Genomic DNA, 18,354 nt, shown 5'->3' with positions numbered 1-18,354 from the left:
CACCCCAGCAACGTTTCGAAACAAATTTCCGGCGCGGGAAACGTTCCGAAACGCCCCAGCCCCAACCCGGCAAAGTTCGGCACTTATTGTCAATATCGCGACATGCAGGGATCACCCAACCTCCGGGGTTGCCGATGCAGATCGAGTTCACAATTGCGGCCCTCCGCCTCTTCGCCGCCGCGCTGACGATCGGCGTCCTTTGGCCGGTCCTCTCGCCTGCGTGGCAGCGGACGCGCCGGGCCTTGGCGGACGGCGCCGAGAAGCGAATGCACGAAAGAACGAGAAAGACGAGATGAGCGATACGTTGAAGAACTACATCACCGCGATCTCCGCGGCTCTGTTCCTTGTCGTGGCGGGCTCCGGCCTCGCCATGTTTTTTGGTATCGGCGAGGACCTCGTGAAAGAGTTGCACGAATGGCTCGCGGTGATCTTCATTGTCGCCATCGGCCTGCATATCGTCCGGAATTGGGGTGGCATGAAGACGTATTTCCGGCGCGGCACGATCATCGCCCCGGTCGCCGTCGCGGCGGTCGTCGCTGCGGCCTTTGTCGTGCCCGCGGCGCTCTCCGGGCGCGAGAATCCGATGCCCGTTCTGTTCCAATCTCTGGAGAAGGCGAAACTCGAGGATCTTGCGCGCGTCCTGGAACTGCCCGCAGACAGCGTTGCCGACATCCTCGAACAAAAGGGCTTCGTCGTTCTGTCGACAGATCTCAGCGTGTCGGAGATTGCGGCCGACTCAGGCCGCCCGCCAATGGCCGCGCTCATGACCATCGTCGAAGCCAAACGCGAGTAGCACGCCTAGGTGAGACGTGCGCCTGTCCTACGCGGCGGCGGGTGCGGCTGTCTTGCGCTGATCGATCACGGGCTTGGCCGCGGGATCGAAGATGCGGTAGGCGAGCAGCTTCACCTGGTCGTTGAACAGGAACCAGACGAGCGCATAGCCCCAGACGATCGCGGCGAGTTCCCAGCTGATGGCCGGCATCAACAGTCCCGATACCGCGATGATCGTCGCCAAGGCCTGGGTGCCGAACACGGCGATCAAGAGGATCTTCGCCGGGGCGATCGACCAGAACGGTCCGCGCGTGCGCGTGACGAAGATGTTCAGGTGCCCCGCCACCGAGAGCTTCAGATACATCAGCGTCTGAACTACTTCGCGGTCCAGCTTCAAGACCTCTTCGCCGATATAGAACATGCCGAAGGACGCAGCGACGCCGGCGAGCCCAAGCAGGGTCGAGACGCCCAGCACGCGCCGCATGTTCCACGCTTCGGGCTTCGGCGACGGTTTCACGTTGTCGTAGGCGATCGAGAGGATCGCGCCGTCGTTCAGCAGCGCCAGCAGCACGATCATGATCGCGGTGACCCGGATAAAAATTGAGACGATGATCGAGAGCGTCATGAACAGCAGCACGCGGATCGTCTCCGCGATGCGGTAGATCGCATAGCTGTTCATACGCTGAAAAATCTTCCGCGCTTCCTGAACCGCATCGACGATAACCGTCAGGCCCGGCGTCAACAGTACGATGGCCGCCGCGGCGCGGGCCGCGTCGGTGGCACCTGAAACCGCGATCCCGCAGTCCGCTTTCTTCAGCGACGGCGCGTCGTTCACGCCGTCACCGGTCATACCGACGATATGGCCGTGCTTCTGCAGGACATCGATGATGTGAAACTTGTGTTCCGGGAACACTTGCGCGAAGCCATCCGCCGTCTCGATGTCGTGATCCAGCTTGGATGTTTCGTGGGCCTTGGTGTCGCCGAACTGGCTGGCATCGAGAATGCCCGTGCCAAGGCCGAGCTGGCTCGCGATCTCCTTGGCGATGGCAAGCTGATCACCCGTGATCATCTTCACGTCGATGCCGAGTGCCTCGGCTTGCGCAATCATGTCCTTCGAGGACGGGCGCGGCGGATCGTAGAGCGGCAGTACGCCGAGGAACTCCCAGTCGCCACCATCGGAGGCTTTCGCCACGCCGAGCGCCCGGTAGCCGCGCTTCGCCAACGCATCTGTCGTCTTGTCGACATCCTCTTTGACGGTGTCCGCGTTCTTCGACAGCGCGAGGATCACCTGGACGGCACCCTTGGTGACCTTGAACGTCTTGTCGCTCTTGTCGGCGACCGTCGCTTCGGTGCGCTTGTGCACCGGGTCGAAGGGCTGATAGTGGCCGACGGTATAGTCCTTGAGCTCGGCCGCATCCTTCACGCCCGCGATGACCGCCATGTCGATCGTGTCCTGGTCTTCGGCTCGGGACGCGAGCGCCCCGTCGAGAACGAGATCGTCTTGGCTTTCACCACCGACCGAGACGGGATCACCGAGGGTCAACTTGTTCTGGGTTAGCGTGCCTGTCTTGTCCGAACACAGAACGTCGACGCCGGCGAGTTCCTCGATGGCCGCGAGCCTGCTGACGATGGCCTGCCGTGCCGCAAGCCGGCGGGCGCCGACGGCCATGGTCACCGACAGCACGGCGGGCATGGCCACCGGTATCGCGGCCACCGTCAGCACAAGCGCGAACTGCAGCGTCTCCATGACGTCGTCGCCCCGGAACAGTGCGACGGCGAAGATCAACGTCACCAGCGCGATGGCGATGACGATCAAATAATCGCCGATCTTCATCACCGCCTTTTGGAAATGGCTCGTGGTATGGGCTTCCTGCACGAGTGCGGCGGTCTTGCCGAAGAACGTCTCCCCGCCCGTGGCATAGACGAGCGCATCGGCTTCGCCCTGACGCAGGATCGCGCCCGAATAGAGAACGTCGCCGCTGCCCTTCGACACGGGCAAGGACTCGCCTGTGAGCGCGGCCTGGTCGACCTCAACGGCGTCGGGGCCGAGCGAGCGGGAATCGGCCGGGACGATGTCACCGAGACGCAAACGGACGATATCGCCCGGCACGAGAAGGCGCGCGGCTACGTCCGACCAGGCGCCGTCGCGCTTGACGCGCGCATGTGGTGCGAGCTTGGCCTTCAGCGCGGCGATGGCGTTGCCGGCCTGATACTCCTCCCAGAAGCCAACGATGGCGTTGGCGAGAAGCAGCACCATGATAATGACGAAGTCGGACCAGTGATGGACGATACCGGAAAGAATGGCCGCGGCCTCGATCATCCAAGGGATCGGACCCCAGAAGTAGGACAGGAACTTCAGGAACGGGTTTGTTGTCTTTTCGGAGATCTCGTTGGCGCCGTACTGCGCGAGCCGCTTATCGGCTTCGGCCTTGCTCAGCCCCGTCTCGGGCGAGGTGCCGAGTTTCAGCTCGAGTTTGGCAATATCGAGCTTGGCCAAGTCGGATTGGTTAACAGTGGCGGACTCAATGCCGGAGCCGGATTGCGTCTTCGCGTGGGAATTCGCATCTGCCGTTGAATCGGCTGTCGCATCCGCCATAGGCCGCCCTCCTCGTCCAAGCCCGCCTGGTCGACTGAAGAGCCTGCATGATGCGCGATCCGCTTACCATGCTCCAGGCTTCCTAAGACATTGTGCAAAATTATCGCGTACAAGACTCATGCGTCAGTTCTAAGACTTGATCGAAACGCCAGACACGGACACTGTGCGTACTGGCTCCGGTCTCCTCGGAGCCGCCATCGGCTTATCAGGCTGGCGCACGCGGTGAACGGAGACTTTCACCGGCCTGTCATTCGCGTTTGTGACTTTGACGGACGCCTTCGCGCACCTGAAGGCTTGAGCATGAGAAGCGTAGGAGGTTCGGGCACCGTGGCGCAGACTCAAGACAAGATCGACGAGCTGGCGATCAACACGATCCGAACTCTGTCGATCGACGCCATCCAGAAGGCCAATTCCGGACATCCGGGCACGGTCATGGACGCGGCGCCCGTCGCCTATACGCTGTGGCAGCAGTTTCTCCGCTACGACCCCAAATCGCCCCATTGGATCAACCGTGACCGCTTCGTCCTGTCGGCGGGCCACGCCTCGATGCTGCTTTACAGCCTGATCCATCTGGCGGGGATCGAAGCGGCGGACATCGGCTACCAAAGCCACGATGGCGCGGCCATTACGCTCGACGATATCAAGAGCTTCCGCGAGGAAGGCAGCCGCTGCCCGGGTCACCCCGAATATGGCTGGACGACCGGCGTGGAATCGACCACGGGACCGCTCGGCCAGGGCGTCGCCACCAGCGTCGGCATGGCCATCGCCGGCAAATGGCTGGGCGCGACCTACAACAAGCCCGATTTCGAGCTCTTCGATTACAATGTCTATGCGCTGTGCGGCGAAGGCTGCCTGATGGAGGGCGTCGGCAGCGAGGCGGCGTCCCTCGCCGGACATCTGAAGCTGTCCAATCTGTGCTGGATCTTCGACAACAACAACGTGACCATCGACGGCCACGCCAACATCACGTTCACGGAGGATGTGGCCAAGCGCTTCGACGCCTATGGCTGGAATGTCGTGCGTGTATCCGACGCGAATGATCTCGGCGAACTGGCCGGCGCCTTGAATGCCTTTCTGGCGACGGACGACAAGCCGACGATTATCATCATCCACAGCCATATCGGCTACGGCTCTCCCGGCAAGCACGACACACCCGCCGCCCACGGCGAACCGTTGGGTCCCGACGAAGTGCGCCGGACCAAGGAGTTCTTCGGCTTTGATCCCGACAAGTTCTTCGTGGTGCCGGATGGCGTGCGCGAACACTTCGCCTCTCAAATGGGAAGCCGCGGTGGGGACCTGCGCGCCAAATGGGAGGCCCTGTTCGCCGACTACGCCCGCGCCCATCCCGACCAAGCCAAGCAGATCGAGTTGATCCGCGACCGGGAACTGCCGGAGGACTGGGACGCGGACATTCCGAGCTTCGATGCAGACGCTACCGGGATCGCGACGCGGCAGGCTTCCGGCAAGGTCCTGAACGCCATCGCCGCCAAGGTCCCCTGGGTGTTGGGTGGCGCCGCGGACGTGGCTGGCAGCACGAAGGTTATTCTCGACTATCCGGATGCCGGCGACTTCCAAGCCTATGGCGAACTCGGCGACTATGCCGGCCACAACATGCGCTACGGCATCCGCGAGCATGGCATGTGCGCCGTCGTCAACGGCATGGTGCTTTCGGGCTTGCGGGCCTACGATTCCTGCTACCTGATCTTCACGGACTATGCGCGCGGGTCGATCCGCCTTTCCTCGCTGATGGATATTCCCGTGCTCCATATCTGGACGCACGATTCCATCAGCCTCGGGCAAGACGGCCCGACTCATCAGCCGGTCGAGCAACTGGCTTCTCTGCGCGCCATGCCGGGGCTCGTCGTGATCCGGCCGGCGGATGCCAACGAGACCGTGGAAGCCTATCGCCTGATGATGCCGCACAAGAGCCGCCCGGTGGCATTGGTCCTCACGCGGCAGGCCGTTCCGACGTTCGACCGTTCCACGATGGCGCCCGCCTCGGGCCTTGCCAAAGGCGCCTATGTGCTGGTGGACGCGGACGGCGGCAAGCCGGACGTCATCCTGATCGCACGGGCAGCGAAGTGGCGCTTTGCGTTGAAGCGCGGGATATTCTGGCCAAGGACGGCATCAAGGCCCGCGTCGTGTCGATGCCCTGCCGCGAAATGTTCGAGGACCAAAGCGACGACTACAAGCGCTCGGTTCTGCCGCCGGAGATCACCGCGCGCGTCACCGTCGAGGAGGCCTCCCCGCTTGGCTGGGATCGGTACGCCGGCCCCGAGGGCATCGTGCTCGGCATGAACACGTTCGGCCTGTCGGCGCCGCTCAAGGTCGTCTCGGAGCATTTCGGCTTCACGCCCGAAAAAGTCGCCGAGGCCGCGAAGAAAACATTGGGACGATAGAACTGCCGCGCTCCGCGGTGCCGGAGCGCATGACTTGAGATTAGGAATCGAGGAGAGACGCAATGCAACTCGGCATGATCGGCCTCGGCCGGATGGGCGCCAACATGGTCATTCGCGCCATGAAGGCGGGACATGACTGCCACGTCTTCGATACTCACGCCGAAGCGGTCGACGGCCTCATCGCGAAGGGCGCCAAGGGCAGCACCGATCTGAAGACCTTCGTGGACGGGCTCGATAAGCCCCGCGCTCTGGATGATGGTGCCGGCGGGCGCCGTGGACGCGGTCATCGCCGAACTCACGCCGCTGCTCGACGCCGGCGACATCATTATCGACGGCGGCAACTCCTACTATCACGACGACATCCGCCGCGCGGGCGAACTGAAGGACAAGGGCATTCACTATGTGGATGTCGGTGTCAGCGGCGGCGTCTGGGGCCTCGATCGCGGCTATTGCATGATGATCGGCGGCGAAGACGACGTGGTCGCCCGCCTCGACCCCATCTTCAAGACGCTGGCGCCGGGCGTGGACGAAGCACCGCGCACCCCGGGCGCGACCGGCGAAGCGTCACCTGCCGAGAACGGCTATCTGCATTGCGGGCCGAATGGCGCGGGGCATTACGTCAAGATGGTCCACAACGGTATCGAGTACGGGATCATGGCCGCCTACGCGGAAGGGCTGAACATTCTGCATCACGGCAATGTCGGCAAGACAAAGCAGACCACGGATGCCGAGACGACTCCGCTGCGGAACCCGGAATATTATCAGTACGACATCAACCTGCCCGAAGTCGCCGAAGTCTGGCGGCGCGGCAGCGTGATCGGTTCGTGGCTGCTCGACCTCACCGCAAGCGCGCTGCGCAAGAGTCCCGACCTCGCCAATTTCGAGGGCCGCGTGTCGGACTCGGGCGAAGGCCGCTGGACCCTGCTCGCCGCGATCGACGAGGGCGTGCCGGCGCCCGTTATCTCATCGGCCCTGTTCTCGCGCTTTGCCTCACGCGGCAATGCGGAGTTTGCCGACAAGCTCATGTCCGCCATGCGTTTCGAATTCGGCGGCCATCTCGAGAAGAAGGACTAGGCGACAGCGACATGGGACTTCCGAACAACACGCACTCAGACGCGTTCGTCTTTTTTGGCGCCAGCGGCGATCTCGCGTTCAAGCAAATCTTTCCCGCGCTTCTCGGCCTTGTCCGCGACGAGGGCTTGGACATTCCCATTATCGGGGTCGCGCGCACGCAATGGTCGCTCGACGAGTTCAAGAAGCGCGCCGAGGAAAGCGTCAAGACCCATGGCGGCGACGTCAAGAGCGAGGCCTTCAAGAAGCTCTTGAGCCTGCTTCATTACGTTTCGGGCGACTATGCCGACCCGAAGGTCTTCGCTCAGCTGCGCAAGGAGCTGGGCGACGCCAAGTGTCCCCTGCACTACCTGGCTATTCCGCCGTTCCTTTTTTCCGAGGTCGCCGGCCAGCTCGCGCAATCGGGCTGCGCGGAAAACGCGCGGCTCGTGGTCGAGAAGCCGTTCGGGCGCGACCGGGAGTCGGCGGACGAGCTCAGCCAGATTCTCGACAAGTATTTCTCCGAGCGGAACATCTTCCGCATCGATCACTATCTCGGCAAGGAGCCGGTGCAGAACATCCTCTACACCCGCTTCGCCAACTCGATCTTCGAGCCGCTCTGGAACCGCAACTATGTGCGCAGCATCCAGATCACCATGGCGGAGAATTTCGGCGTGCAGGATCGTGGCTCGTTCTACGACAGCGCCGGCGCCATCCGCGACGTGCTGCAAAACCACATGCTGCAGATTCTCGCCTCGCTCACCATGGACCCGCCGACGGGCCAGGAGCACGAGGCGCTCCGCGACCGCAAGGCGAGTCTCTTGAAATCCGTTCGCCCCCTCGACGCGAACCATCTCGTGCGCGGCCAGTACAAGGGCTACCAAAGCGTGCCCGGGGTCAAACCGGGCTCGACGGTGGAGACCTACGCCGCCGCCAAACTCTATATCGACAGCTGGCGCTGGGAAGGCGTGCCGATCTTCATCCGCACGGGCAAGTGCCTGCCCGTCAGCGTGGCCGAGGCCGTCGTCGAGTTCAAACGGCCGCCGCGCGAGACGTTCGGCGAGATCAAGGCCATCGGCTGCGGCCATATGCGGTTCCGGATTCAGCCTGATGTCGCCATTGCACTCGGCACGCGCGTGAAGGTGCCGGGGGACCGCATGATCGGCGACGACGTCGAACTGGTGCTGACGCGGCAGCCGGGCGTGGACAGGCCGCCCTATCAGCGGCTACTGGGCGACGCCATGGAGGGTATCGCCGACCTCTTTACCCGGGAGGACATCGTGGATGCGGAGTGGCGCATCGTCGGAAACATTCTCGACAACGTCACGCCGGTCTACAGCTACGACCAGGGCACATGGGGACCGACCGAAGCCGAGCAACTGTTCGGCATGGATGGACGCTGGCTCAACCCGAGCCCAAAATAGCCGAACGCCATGTCCCAAGCACATAGGACCGTCTTTCTGTTCGACGTGGACGACACGTTGCTGGACAACGACCGCATGAAGTCGGACTTGGGCGACTATGTTGCGGCGACTTTTGGCGATGCCTCGAGAGACGAGCTTTGGGCGATCTACGAAGAGCAGCGAGACAAGCATGGCTACGCCGATTTTCTCGGCACGCTGGAGCGCTTCCGTCTCGCTCATTTGGGAGACATGCGCATTGGGGAATTGGCAAATTGGGTCATCGACTACCCCTTCGCCGATCGGCTGTTCCCGGACGCGTTGGCTGCCGTTCGTCATGTGAGCCAATGGGGCCTGCCCGTGATACTCACAGACGGCGACGGCGTGTACCAGCCACACAAATTGGAGCGGGCCGGGTTGATCACCGCTTTCGACGGGCGTGTCCTGAACTATGTGCACAAGGAAAACGAGCTGGACGCCGTGAAGCGGGCTTTCCCTGCCGAGCACTACGTCCTGATCGACGACAAGCTCAGCCTTCTCGACGCGGTCAAACGCGCCTGGGGCGATACGGTCACCACCGTGTTTCCGCGCCAAGGCCACTACGCCAACGACCCTGCAAAATTGAAAGACTTGCCGCCTGCGGATATCGAAATCGCCCGCATCGCCGATTTATTGACGCACGATTTCAGTACGCTCTGACGGCCCAATGAGGAGATAGACCCGTGAAGCCCACGAAAGCCTTGCACGATCTCGGACAAAGCCTGTGGATCGACGACATCACCCGCGACATGCTCGATAGCGGCACGCTCAGGAAATATATCGACGACTACTCCGTGACGGGCCTCACGTCGAACCCGACGATTTTCGACAACGCCATCTCGAAGAGCGATAGCTACGACGACGAGGTCAAGCGCCTGTTCAAGGCGGGCTATTCCGGCGAAGCGCTGTTCTTCGAACTGGCTCTGCAAGACCTGTCGCGCGCGGCGGACATGTTTTTGCCCGTGCACGAACGGACCGCGAGCGTCGACGGTTTCGTCTCTCTCGAAGTCTCGCCGCTGCTCGCTTACGACACGGAGGCGACCGTCAGCGAGGCGAAGCGGCTGTTCGAACGGGCCCATAAGCCGAACCTCTTCATCAAGATCCCCGGCACGAAAGAAGGCCTACCCGCGATCGAGGAAGCTATCTATTCGGGCGTGTCCGTCAACGTGACCCTGCTGTTCTCTTCGCAGCACTGCATCGATGCCGCCGACGCCTATATGAAGGGACTGGAGCGGCGCGTTGCCGAAGGGCTCTCGCCGGACGTGCGCTCGGTCGCTCGGTCTTCGTCAGCCGCTGGGACAAGGCGATCATCGACAAGGTGCCGGCGGAGCTGAAGGACAAGCTCGGCATCGCGGTCTCGACCCAAGCCTATCGCGATTACCGCAATCTTTTGGACAGCGACCGCTGGCAGCGGCTCGAGTCCATGGGCGCGCGGCCGCAGCGGCTGCTCTTCGCCTCGACCAGCACCAAGGACCCATCCGCGCCGGACACGCTTTATGTAGAGGCGCTCGCCGCGCCGAACACGGTCAATACCATGCCGGACAAGACGCTGCTGGCGTTTGGCGACCACGGCAAGGTCAGCGGCGTGTTGCCCCCCAACGGCGGCGATTGCGAAGAGACGCTCGCCGCCTTCGAGAAGGCGGGCATCTCCGTATCGGATCTTGCGGCGCAGCTGCAGAAGGAAGGCGCGGCTTCCTTCGTGAAGTCGTGGGAAGACCTGCTGCAGTCCATCGAAACCAAGAGCAAGGCGCTCGGCTAGGGAGTTTTCGACATGTCCAACGTCACCGACACGCCTGCCTGGCAGAAGCTTGCCGCGCACCACGACAAGATCAAGGACGTGCATTTACGCGATCTGTTCGCCAGGGATGCCGGCCGCGCGGAGAAGTTCACGGTCGAGGGCGCGGGGCTGACGCTCGACTATTCGAAGCAGCGGATCACCGAGGAGACGGTGGCGCTGCTCGCCGAACTCGCCAAGGAGCGCAAGGTCGCCGAGCGGCGCGACGCCATGTTCCGCGGCGAGAAGATCAACGTTTCGGAGAACCGGGCCGTGCTGCATGTAGCCCTGCGCGCGCCCAGCGGCGAGGTGATCGAGACGGACGGACACGACGTGGTGCCGGACGTGCACGGCGTTCTGGATCGCATGGGCGCCTTCGCCGACAAGATCCGGAGCGGTGAGTGGGTTGGCCATACGGGCAAGCGCATCAAGAACGTCATCAATATCGGCATCGGCGGGTCCTATCTCGGGCCCGAGATGGCCTATCTCGCCCTGCGCCCCTACTCGGACCGGGACATGACGTTCCGCTTCGTCTCGAACGTAGACGGGGCCTGCTTCGACGAAGCCACGCATGATCTGAACGCCGAGGAGACGCTGTTCATCGTCTCCTCCAAGACCTTCACGACGCTCGAGACCATGACCAATGCCGCGACGGCACGCGCCTGGGCGGTCGAGCGCCTCGGCACGGAGGACGCCGTCGCCAAGCACTTCGTGGCGAACTCGACCAACACCGAGGGCGTGGAGAAGTTCGGCATCGACACCGCCAACATGTTCGAGTTCTGGGACTGGGTCGGCGGCCGCTACTCGATGGACTCGGCGATCGGTCTTTCCACCATGATCGCGATCGGGCCCGACGGCTTCCGCGACATGCTCGCCGGCTTCCACGAAATGGATGAGCATTTCCGCACCGCGCCGGTCGAGAAGAACCTGCCGATGCTCATGGGCCTGCTGACGGTCTGGTACAACAATTTCTTCGGCGCCCAGACCCTCGCGGTGCTCCCCTACTCGGAGCACATGAAGCGCTTCCCGGCCTATCTGCAGCAGCTGCAGATGGAGAGCAACGGCAAGCACGTGGACATGGCCGGCAAGCATGTGGACTTGCAGACTGGCCCGATCATCTGGGGCGAGCCGGGGACGGACGGTCAGCACTCTTTCTACCAGCTCATTCACCAGGGCACGAAGCTAATCCCCTGTGACTTCATCGGCTTTCTGACGCCGTTGAGTTCCCTCGCCCATCACCACGACCTCTTGATGGCGAACCTGTTCGCACAGGCCGAGGCGCTCGCATTCGGCAAGACGGCGGCGGAATTGACGGCGGAAGGCTCGCCCGCGGCACAGACGCCGTTCCGCGTGACCGAAGGCAACCGGCCGACGAACATGATCCTCGCCGACAAGCTCGATCCGAAGACGCTCGGCCGGCTCGTGGCGCTCTACGAGCACAGCGTGTTCACGCAAGGGGCCGTGTGGAACATCGACTCGTTCGATCAATGGGGCGTCGAGCTCGGCAAGGTGCTCGCCAACCGCATCATTCCGGAGCTCGAAGCCAAGGACGAGCCGAAGCTCAGCCACGATTCATCGACCAACGCGCTGATCGAGCGCTACCGGGCACACAAGGGCTAGGTTTTGGCGCGCTATGCGTTGCTGGATTCGCCCGGACATTTGCACGCCCGTATGCAGGTGGATGAACGGGCGAACTTACTACCCTAATGCATGCGCGCGGCATGCTTTGGTGAGGGCGAAGCTAGGCTAGTCGTCCTTCTGAACACCACGGAGCCGCTTTGGCGATGTCAAACTCTTGGGGTGCTGAATTTCATCGAGCGAATCCGGCAGGTCGACCACCACGACGGAGAAGCCGATAATATCCTTGCTGAGGTCGAGCACCCGCGCCACGAACACCTGTAGCCGCCTGTCTTCTGTAAAATAAAGCTGGGACACGGGCTCGTCGCTAGAGGCGGCCGCCCAAAGGGTCCGCTTCACGGTCTCAAGTGTCGTTTCGTCCATGACGTCGGAGATATGCTTGCCTGCAAGCTCAGCACCCGTCATGCCGTGGATGCTTGCAAAAAGGTCGTTCGCGACCACGTGGTAAAAGTCGAGATCCGCAAAGCAGATCCCGACAGGCGCGTGGTCGTAGAGCGTTTGCAGTTGGTGCAGCTGCTGATAAGGGGAGGCGCCCGCTGGAAGCGCCGTTACGCATCCCGAGCCGCTCAGCGCGAGCTGACGTTCCGCAGAGGCTGCGGGGCTGGGCTTCCCATAGAGCCAACCCTGGCCCAACTGGCACCCCAACTTGCGCAATACGGACTCTTCAGCCGTTGTCTCCACGCCCTCCGCAACAACGTTCATCCCGAGACTTTGACCGAGCCCAATCACAGCGGCGGCAATCCGAAGTTTGTGCGGTTCGCGGTCGATCTCGTGAACAAACTGCCTGTCTATCTTGAGCTTTCTGAATGGGAACTGCTCAAGCGCGCCAGGTTGGAATGACCCGTCCCGAAATCGTCGATAGCGAAGCCTACGCCCATCTCTGCCAGTTTCTCGATGTTGGCGCTTGTGTGTTCGTTGTCTGGTCCAAAGGCCTCTTCGACAATCTCGATCCGAATACGGCTGAGGGCGATATCAGTTTCGCGCACGGCATCGGCAATAAGGTCAACGATTCCGACTTGGGCAATCTGCCGAGGTGTAAGGTTGAAAGCTAGGAACAAACAGTCGGGCCACGCAGCTGCGGCAGAACACGCACTGCGAATGAGGTGTTGGGTGAACCGATTGATGCCGCCACTCTCTTCCAGCCGCGGAATGAATATATCGGGTCCGATCTCCGAGCCATCTTCCGCAGTCTGGCGCCCAAGCACCTCGAAACCGACAATAACTTTCGAGCGCAAGTCGACGATTGGTTGGAAGGCTGGCCAGAACTGATCGAGGTCGATCTCAGGCAATTGCTTACAACTCCAGTCAACGGGGGAGTCTTCTGCTGCTTCGCCCCCTCAATCAAAGAGTTTTAGCTTAAGTATTGCAGTCGTTATGCAAAATTACTACCACGAAGACTGAGCAGCACGCTATTGACAACCGAACTCGATTCGGCAATGCGACTCATTGGCTCGGACAGTTGGCAAATTGTCGAGAGTTCATGGCTCGGGATCGCAAGCGGGACCGTGGACAAGATCTAGCGTTGCGGGTCCACATTGCTGCGGCCCCATCGCTGAGCAAAAGCCGACGGCTCACGCGTCGGCGCGGGCCGACATGGCAGCCTTGCGAAGGGCGGCGATGTTTCCGGCATAGTCGCCGCCGTCGAACACACCGGAGCCGGACACAAAGACGTCCGCGCCGGCTTCGGCCGCGAGCGGCGCCGTCTGGAGGTGAACGCCGCCGTCCACTTCGAGGTGGATGGGGCGGTCCCCGATCATCTGTCTGATCGCGCGGATCTTGTTCAGCTGTTCGGGAATAAACGACTGACCGCCAAAGCCCGGATTGACGGTCATCACCAAGACCCGGTGCAGCTTGTCGAACACATACTCAAGGGCGCTTTCGGGGGTGGATGGCGTCAAGGCCACCCCGGCCTTCATCCCGAGACTGCGGATCAGCTGAACAGAGCGGTCGAGGTGGGGGCCGGCCTCCGCGTGCACCGTCACCATGTCCGCTCCGGCCTCGGCGAAATCGGCGAGGTATGGATCGCACGGCGCGATCATCAAATGAACGTCGAAAGGTTTCTTCGTATAGGGGCGGATGGCCTTCACCACATTCGGCCCCATGGTGATGTTCGGCACGAAGTGCCCGTCCATGATGTCGATGTGAATCCAATCGGCCCCAGCCTGGTCGACGGCGCGAACTTCTTCGCCCAACTTGGCGAAGTCGGCGGACAAGATCGACGCGGCGATGACGATGTCATCAGTGACGATGTCTCGGGTCATAGAGGTCCCTCGGATCTGTCCGGGCGCGGCTTACCCTATCGCGAGTCGACGTGCGGTGTCGAAACCTGCGGCACCCCTAGACATCTTCCCATCGCACGGTTGCGACACGTGTCACTTTCTGCCCCTATCGTGTCCCGACCGATGAGCAAGAAGAGGCAGGCGATATGACACCGGCATTTGGCACATTGCGGATTTGCGAGGACGCCGCCGATCTGGCGCACAAGGGCGCCAAGTTCCTCTGTGAGCACGCGGCAGCACGGACCGAGCGAACGATTGTGGCCTTGTCCGGCGGCAATACGCCTAAGCCGTTGTATGAGCTCCTCGCCCAGGAGCCGGTAAAGTCCGCCATGCCCTGGGATCGGGTTCATTGGATTCTCGGCGACGAGCGCTTCGTGCCGCCATCCGACCCCGCCAGCAATTACGGTATGGCGCGGGCTGCGTTTCTCGACGACGTCCCCGTGCCGCCGCAGAACGTGCATCCGGTGAAGACGCACGGCGTGACGCTCGACGAAGCCGCCGAGGATTACGAGGCGATGCTGAAGGGGCTTTACGGCGCCGACACGCTGCAGCCCGGCAAGCCCCTGCTGAACATCACGCTGCTCGGCCTTGGCGACGACGGCCACACGGCCTCGCTCCTGCCCCACGAGCCGGTGCTGCAGGTGCGCGATCGTTGGGTGGCGCCCGTGCCCAAGGGCCGCGTCGAGGAACGCGTCACCCTCACCTATCCGGCCATCAATGCGAGCGAGATCGTCGCCTTCCTCGTCTCCGGCGAGGGCAAGCGCGAGGTTCTCGACAAGATCCTGTCCGGCGACGACAGCTTCCCCGCCTCCCATATCCGGGCATTGGGCGAAGTGCTCTGGTTCGCCGACCGCGCGGCGGCCGGCCGCTGGGCTTGATATCTCCGGCCTCGCCTCCCCGTAACAAATGTTCCAGAAGGCGCCCCGCGGCCTGTGCTTCGAAGGGGACGGCGCAACCACGCGCCGATCTCACAAGGAGCTAGACCCATGCAAAAGATGAAGTTCTTCGTCGACACCCACGACCAGGCCAACGGTACGTTCCCGCAAGGCATCTCAAAGGAAGACTTCGCCGGCTTCTACAAGAAGTACGAAGCGGCTTGCGAGGAAGAAGGCGTCGTGAGCCTCCGCGTCCATGTCGGTTTCGAAGCGGGACGAGCTTTCTGCCTCAACATGGCCCCCGACGCGGACGCGTCCGGCGTGTTCACGACAAGGTCGGTCTTCCGTTCGATGAAATCACCGAGGTCACCATGGCGACGCCGGGCGACATGTTCTTCGCACGGGTGGCCTGACCCCACCCATTCCGCGTAGAAGTGGCGGATGACCGTTGCAGACCACGTCTCCGCCGCTTTCCCCTTCGTCCGCGCCATGAGCCCCGCGGCACGTGACCGCCTGCTCGGGGCGATCGCGCCCAAGGCCGTGACGCCCGGGACGGATCTTCTCCGGCCGGGCGATCCCGTCGACGGCGTGTATCTGGTCCGGGGCGGGGCTATTCGCGTTTACTACATCGAGGAGGATGGCCGCGAAGGCACGCTCTACTGGGTCGAACCGGGACAGAGCTGCATCCTCGCGCTGAACAGCCTGTTCTCCGAGATCCCCTACCCGGCCTTTGCCGCCGCCGACAAGGATGGCGCCGCGTTTCTGGCGATCCCCGGCGGCGTGTTCCGCGAGCTGTTCTCGCACGAACCCGCGGCGCAGCGATTTCTGTTCGATCAGCTCTCGGTGCGCGTCTTCTCCCTGCTCCAACTCCTCGAGCAGCGTATGCGGCTGCCGCAGGAGGAACGGCTCATCGCGCTCCTGCTCGCTAAGGCCGATGGCGCCGGCATCGTGGCATTGTCACAGGATGAAATCGCCCGTCACCTCGGAACCAGCCGGGAGGTTATCGCGCGGCTTCTGCGAAATATCGCCAATCAGGGCTTGATTGAGTCGGGCCCACGCCGTATCGCGTTGGGCGACATAGAGCGCTTACGCGCGAGGCTGTCTCGTGCGGACAGCTAGACGATACACAACTGTTGGGCCGAGATCGTCTCATGCGCCGCAGTATCGTCATCCTTTCCTAGTCCACATGGGAACCCTAAGCCCCAAATCGTTAGCCCCGTGAAAGACCCTATCGTGCCGCGACCCGCCCCGACCTCCGCCACGCCTTTGCCCCGCAAGAGCTGGATGCCGAGCCAAGCCGACATGGACGCCATTGCGCGCGGCGAGCACGGCAATCCGTACGCGGTTCTCGGGCTGAAGCGGTCCCGCGACGGCGCATCGGTCCGCGCCTTTCTTCCCGACGTGGACTCCGTCAGCGTTTTCGATCCGGAGACGGGCGAGGAAATTCCGCTTGTCCGGCTGCACGAGGCGGGCATTTTCGGCGCCAAGGTGCCGATGACGTTCACGAGCGCCTATCTCAAGCGCTGTGTGCGGGACGGCGAGACGGAGGAAATCGACGACTCGTACCGGTTCGGACCGATCCTCGGCGAACTCGATCTGCATCTGTTGGGTGAAGGCACTCATCTGCGGCTCTACGAGAAGCTCGGCGCTCATCTCATCCGGCACGAGGGCGTCGAGGGTGTCGGCTTCGCCGTCTGGGCGCCCAATGCCGCCCGCGTCAGCGTGGTCGGCCCGTTCAACGACTGGGACGGCCGCCGTCATGTGATGCGCAAGCGTCCCGAGGCGGGCGTCTGGGAGATATTCGTACCAGGTCTCGAAGCCGGCGCGCTGTACAAATACGAGATCCTGGGCCCCGGCAACGAGTTGCTGCCGCTGAAGTCGGACCCGTTCGGCTTTCAGCAAGAACGTCCGCCCGCTACGGCCTCCATCGTTCATCCGATGCCCCGCCGCCCGGCCGCCGGCTCAGATTGGCGGAAACACCGGCAAACGGCTCACGACATCCACGCGCCCATCTCGATCTACGAGCTTCATCTTGGGTCGTGGATGCGCGGGCCGGGCAATGACTACCTCTCCTACGCCGAGCTTGCGGACAAGCTCATTCCCTATGTGCAGAAGCTCGGCTTCACCCATATCGAGCTGATGCCGGTGAGCGAGTATCCGTTCGACGGGTCCTGGGGCTATCAGCCCATCGGACTGTTTGCGCCCACCTCGCGCTTCGGCACGCCGGAAGAGTTCTCCGACTTCGTTGCACGGTTTCACGCCGCCGGGATCGGCGTCATGGTCGACTGGGTCTCGGCCCACTTCCCGACCGATTCTCATGGTCTCGGCCGGTTCGACGGCACGGCTCTCTACGAGCACGAGGATCCGCGGCTCGGCTTCCACAAAGACTGGAATACGCTGATTTACAATTACGGCCGGCGCGAAGTGATGAACTTCCTCCTGGCCAACGCGCTGTTCTGGATGGAGCGGTTCGGGATCGACGGATTGCGCGTGGATGCCGTCGCCTCGATGCTCTACCTCGACTACAGCCGCGAGGACGGCGAGTGGATCCCGAACAAGTTCGGCGGCAACGAGAACCTTGAGGCCATCGCCTTCCTGAAGCGCTTGAACGAGCTCGTGTTCGCACAAGAGCCCGGCGCCACGACCGTGGCCGAAGAGTCGACCGCCTGGCCCGGCGTCTCACGGCCGACCTATGTGGGCGGGCTCGGCTTCGGCTTCAAATGGAACATGGGCTGGATGCACGACACGCTCGTGTACATGCAGAACGAGCCCATCCATCGCAGTCATCATCAAGACAAGCTCACCTTCGGCTTGCTCTATGCCTACTCGGAGAACTTCGTGCTGCCGCTGTCCCATGACGAGGTCGTGCACGGCAAGGGCTCTCTCCTCAACAAGATGCCCGGCGACCGCTGGCAGAAATTCGCTAACCTGCGCGCCTATTTCGGTTTCATGTGGGGTCATCCGGGCAAGAAACTTCTCTTCATGGGTGGCGAGTTCGCACAAGAGGCGGAATGGAATCACGACCAGAGTCTCGATTGGCACTTGCTCGCCGACGGCATGCACCAGGGCGTGCAGAAACTCATCGGCGATCTCAATCGGCTCTACCGCGAGACGCCCGCTTTGCACGTCTACGACACGGAACCGCGCGGCTTCGAGTGGGTCGACACGACGGACAACGAAGCAAGCGTGATTTCCTTCCTGCGCCTGGGCAATGACGGCGATGCGCCCGCCCTCGTCGTCTGCAACTTCACCCCGGTGACGCGTGAGGGCTACCGCGTAGGCGTGCCGTCCGGCGGACGTTGGCTCGAACGGGTCAACACGGACTGCAAGCTCTATGGCGGCTCCGGCGTGGCAATCTGGGCGCGGTGAAGGCCGAAAAGGTGCGGTGCCATGGGCGCCCCTACTCGGTGAAGCTGACCTTGCCGCCGCTGTCGACGCTGATCCTGACGCCCGAGGGTTAGGCCGCGACCGGCGGCTAGACCGCATCGCGTTGGGGATGCGGCAAGGCTTGCAAGGGACAGGCGAAGCGCGTA

The 18,354-nt window shown here is 62.7% G+C and carries 12 protein-coding genes and 4 pseudogenes; 12 read left to right on the top strand and 4 right to left on the bottom strand.

All coding sequences use genetic code 11. The features are described 5' to 3' along the window. Positions 1–292: 292 nt before the first annotated feature. Positions 293–793: a DUF4405 domain-containing protein gene (locus AUC70_RS08470; RefSeq protein ID WP_069444421.1), complete on the top strand. Its 501-nt coding sequence runs from the start codon at positions 293–295 to the stop codon at positions 791–793. Between the two features lie 27 nt (positions 794–820). Here AUC70_RS08470 and AUC70_RS08465 read toward each other — a convergent pair whose 3' ends face one another. Next, on the bottom strand, positions 821–3,367 hold the full coding sequence (locus tag AUC70_RS08465) for a plasma-membrane proton-efflux P-type ATPase (RefSeq protein WP_083241409.1): 2,547 nt from the start codon (positions 3,365–3,367) through the stop codon (positions 821–823). Positions 3,368–3,667: 300 nt separating this feature from the next. Between AUC70_RS08465 and tkt the strand changes: the two are divergent. From tkt to pgi, 7 genes and pseudogenes are all read left to right on the top strand, one after another. Next, positions 3,668–5,766: pseudogene (gene tkt, locus AUC70_RS08460) on the top strand (transketolase). Positions 5,767–5,828: 62 nt separating this feature from the next. Beyond that, positions 5,829–6,840: pseudogene (gene gnd, locus AUC70_RS08455) on the top strand (phosphogluconate dehydrogenase (NAD(+)-dependent, decarboxylating)). 11 nt (positions 6,841–6,851) lie between these two features. Beyond that, positions 6,852–8,240 carry a glucose-6-phosphate dehydrogenase gene (zwf, locus tag AUC70_RS08450; RefSeq protein WP_069444420.1) on the top strand — a complete coding sequence of 463 codons (1,389 nt, stop codon included), beginning with the start codon at positions 6,852–6,854 and terminating at the stop codon, positions 8,238–8,240. 9 nt (positions 8,241–8,249) lie between these two features. Beyond that, positions 8,250–8,915: an HAD family hydrolase gene (locus tag AUC70_RS08445; RefSeq protein WP_069444419.1), complete on the top strand. Its 666-nt coding sequence runs from the start codon at positions 8,250–8,252 to the stop codon at positions 8,913–8,915. A gap of 23 nt (positions 8,916–8,938) precedes the next feature. Further along, the gene (locus AUC70_RS18365; RefSeq protein ID WP_280138236.1) at positions 8,939–9,589 is read left to right on the top strand and encodes a transaldolase family protein; all 651 of its coding nucleotides are present in this window, start codon (positions 8,939–8,941) and stop codon (positions 9,587–9,589) included. Beyond that, entirely contained in the window at positions 9,574–10,014 is a 441-nt protein-coding gene (locus AUC70_RS18360; protein WP_280138235.1) for a transaldolase family protein, read from the top strand. Before AUC70_RS18365 ends, AUC70_RS18360 begins: the two co-directional genes overlap by 16 nt. A gap of 12 nt (positions 10,015–10,026) precedes the next feature. Further along, the gene (pgi, locus tag AUC70_RS08435) at positions 10,027–11,649 is read left to right on the top strand and encodes a glucose-6-phosphate isomerase (RefSeq protein WP_069444418.1); all 1,623 of its coding nucleotides are present in this window, start codon (positions 10,027–10,029) and stop codon (positions 11,647–11,649) included. Between the two features lie 126 nt (positions 11,650–11,775). Here the strand turns inward: pgi and AUC70_RS08430 are convergent, their stop codons facing one another. From AUC70_RS08430 to rpe, 3 genes and pseudogenes are all read right to left on the bottom strand, one after another. Further along, a complete protein-coding gene (locus tag AUC70_RS08430; protein WP_244505572.1) occupies positions 11,776–12,348 on the bottom strand; it encodes a PAS domain S-box protein in 573 nt (190 codons plus the stop codon). Then, positions 12,331–12,902: pseudogene (locus AUC70_RS16255) on the bottom strand (EAL domain-containing protein); the annotation flags it as partial. The pseudogene AUC70_RS16255 and the gene AUC70_RS08430, both read right to left, overlap by 18 nt. Before the next feature lie 336 nt (positions 12,903–13,238). Beyond that, positions 13,239–13,928, bottom strand: a complete 690-nt coding sequence (gene rpe, locus AUC70_RS08415; RefSeq protein WP_069444414.1) for a ribulose-phosphate 3-epimerase — start codon at positions 13,926–13,928, stop codon at positions 13,239–13,241. A 164-nt stretch (positions 13,929–14,092) separates the two neighbouring features. On the opposite strand from rpe, the gene pgl reads away from it, so the two are divergent. The 4 genes and pseudogenes from pgl to glgB all read left to right on the top strand — a co-directional run bounded on the left by pgl (position 14,093) and on the right by glgB (position 18,282). Next, positions 14,093–14,824 (top strand): 6-phosphogluconolactonase, encoded by a 732-nt coding sequence (gene pgl, locus AUC70_RS08410; RefSeq protein WP_069444413.1) that lies wholly within the window; start codon positions 14,093–14,095, stop codon positions 14,822–14,824. Between the two features lie 108 nt (positions 14,825–14,932). Beyond that, on the top strand, positions 14,933–15,253 hold the full coding sequence (locus AUC70_RS08405; protein ID WP_206599335.1) for a nickel-binding protein: 321 nt from the start codon (positions 14,933–14,935) through the stop codon (positions 15,251–15,253). 9 nt (positions 15,254–15,262) lie between these two features. After that, the gene (locus AUC70_RS08400; protein WP_069444412.1) at positions 15,263–15,940 is read left to right on the top strand and encodes a Crp/Fnr family transcriptional regulator; all 678 of its coding nucleotides are present in this window, start codon (positions 15,263–15,265) and stop codon (positions 15,938–15,940) included. Between the two features lie 165 nt (positions 15,941–16,105). Beyond that, a pseudogene (glgB, locus tag AUC70_RS08395) lies at positions 16,106–18,282 on the top strand (1,4-alpha-glucan branching protein GlgB). The last annotated feature ends 72 nt before the right edge of the window (positions 18,283–18,354 follow it).

The organism is Methyloceanibacter stevinii (assembly GCF_001723355.1).
Taxonomy (GTDB): domain Bacteria; phylum Pseudomonadota; class Alphaproteobacteria; order Rhizobiales; family Methyloligellaceae; genus Methyloceanibacter; species Methyloceanibacter stevinii.
Note: the sequence above shows the minus strand (reverse complement) of the source record. Positions and strands in the feature narration are given on the sequence as shown.

Excerpts from the sequence above, each read along its gene's own strand:
- AUC70_RS08470 (WP_069444421.1), top strand. The coding sequence starts at position 293 with ATGAGCGATACGTTGAAGAACTACATCACCGCGATCTCCGCGGCTCTG.
- AUC70_RS08465 (WP_083241409.1), bottom strand. The coding sequence starts at position 3,367 with ATGGCGGATGCGACAGCCGATTCAACGGCAGATGCGAATTCCCACGCG.
- zwf (WP_069444420.1), top strand. The coding sequence starts at position 6,852 with ATGGGACTTCCGAACAACACGCACTCAGACGCGTTCGTCTTTTTTGGC.
- AUC70_RS08445 (WP_069444419.1), top strand. The coding sequence starts at position 8,250 with ATGTCCCAAGCACATAGGACCGTCTTTCTGTTCGACGTGGACGACACG.
- pgi (WP_069444418.1), top strand. The coding sequence starts at position 10,027 with ATGTCCAACGTCACCGACACGCCTGCCTGGCAGAAGCTTGCCGCGCAC.
- rpe (WP_069444414.1), bottom strand. The coding sequence starts at position 13,928 with ATGACCCGAGACATCGTCACTGATGACATCGTCATCGCCGCGTCGATC.
- pgl (WP_069444413.1), top strand. The coding sequence starts at position 14,093 with ATGACACCGGCATTTGGCACATTGCGGATTTGCGAGGACGCCGCCGAT.
- AUC70_RS08405 (WP_206599335.1), top strand. The coding sequence starts at position 14,933 with ATGCAAAAGATGAAGTTCTTCGTCGACACCCACGACCAGGCCAACGGT.
- AUC70_RS08400 (WP_069444412.1), top strand. The coding sequence starts at position 15,263 with ATGACCGTTGCAGACCACGTCTCCGCCGCTTTCCCCTTCGTCCGCGCC.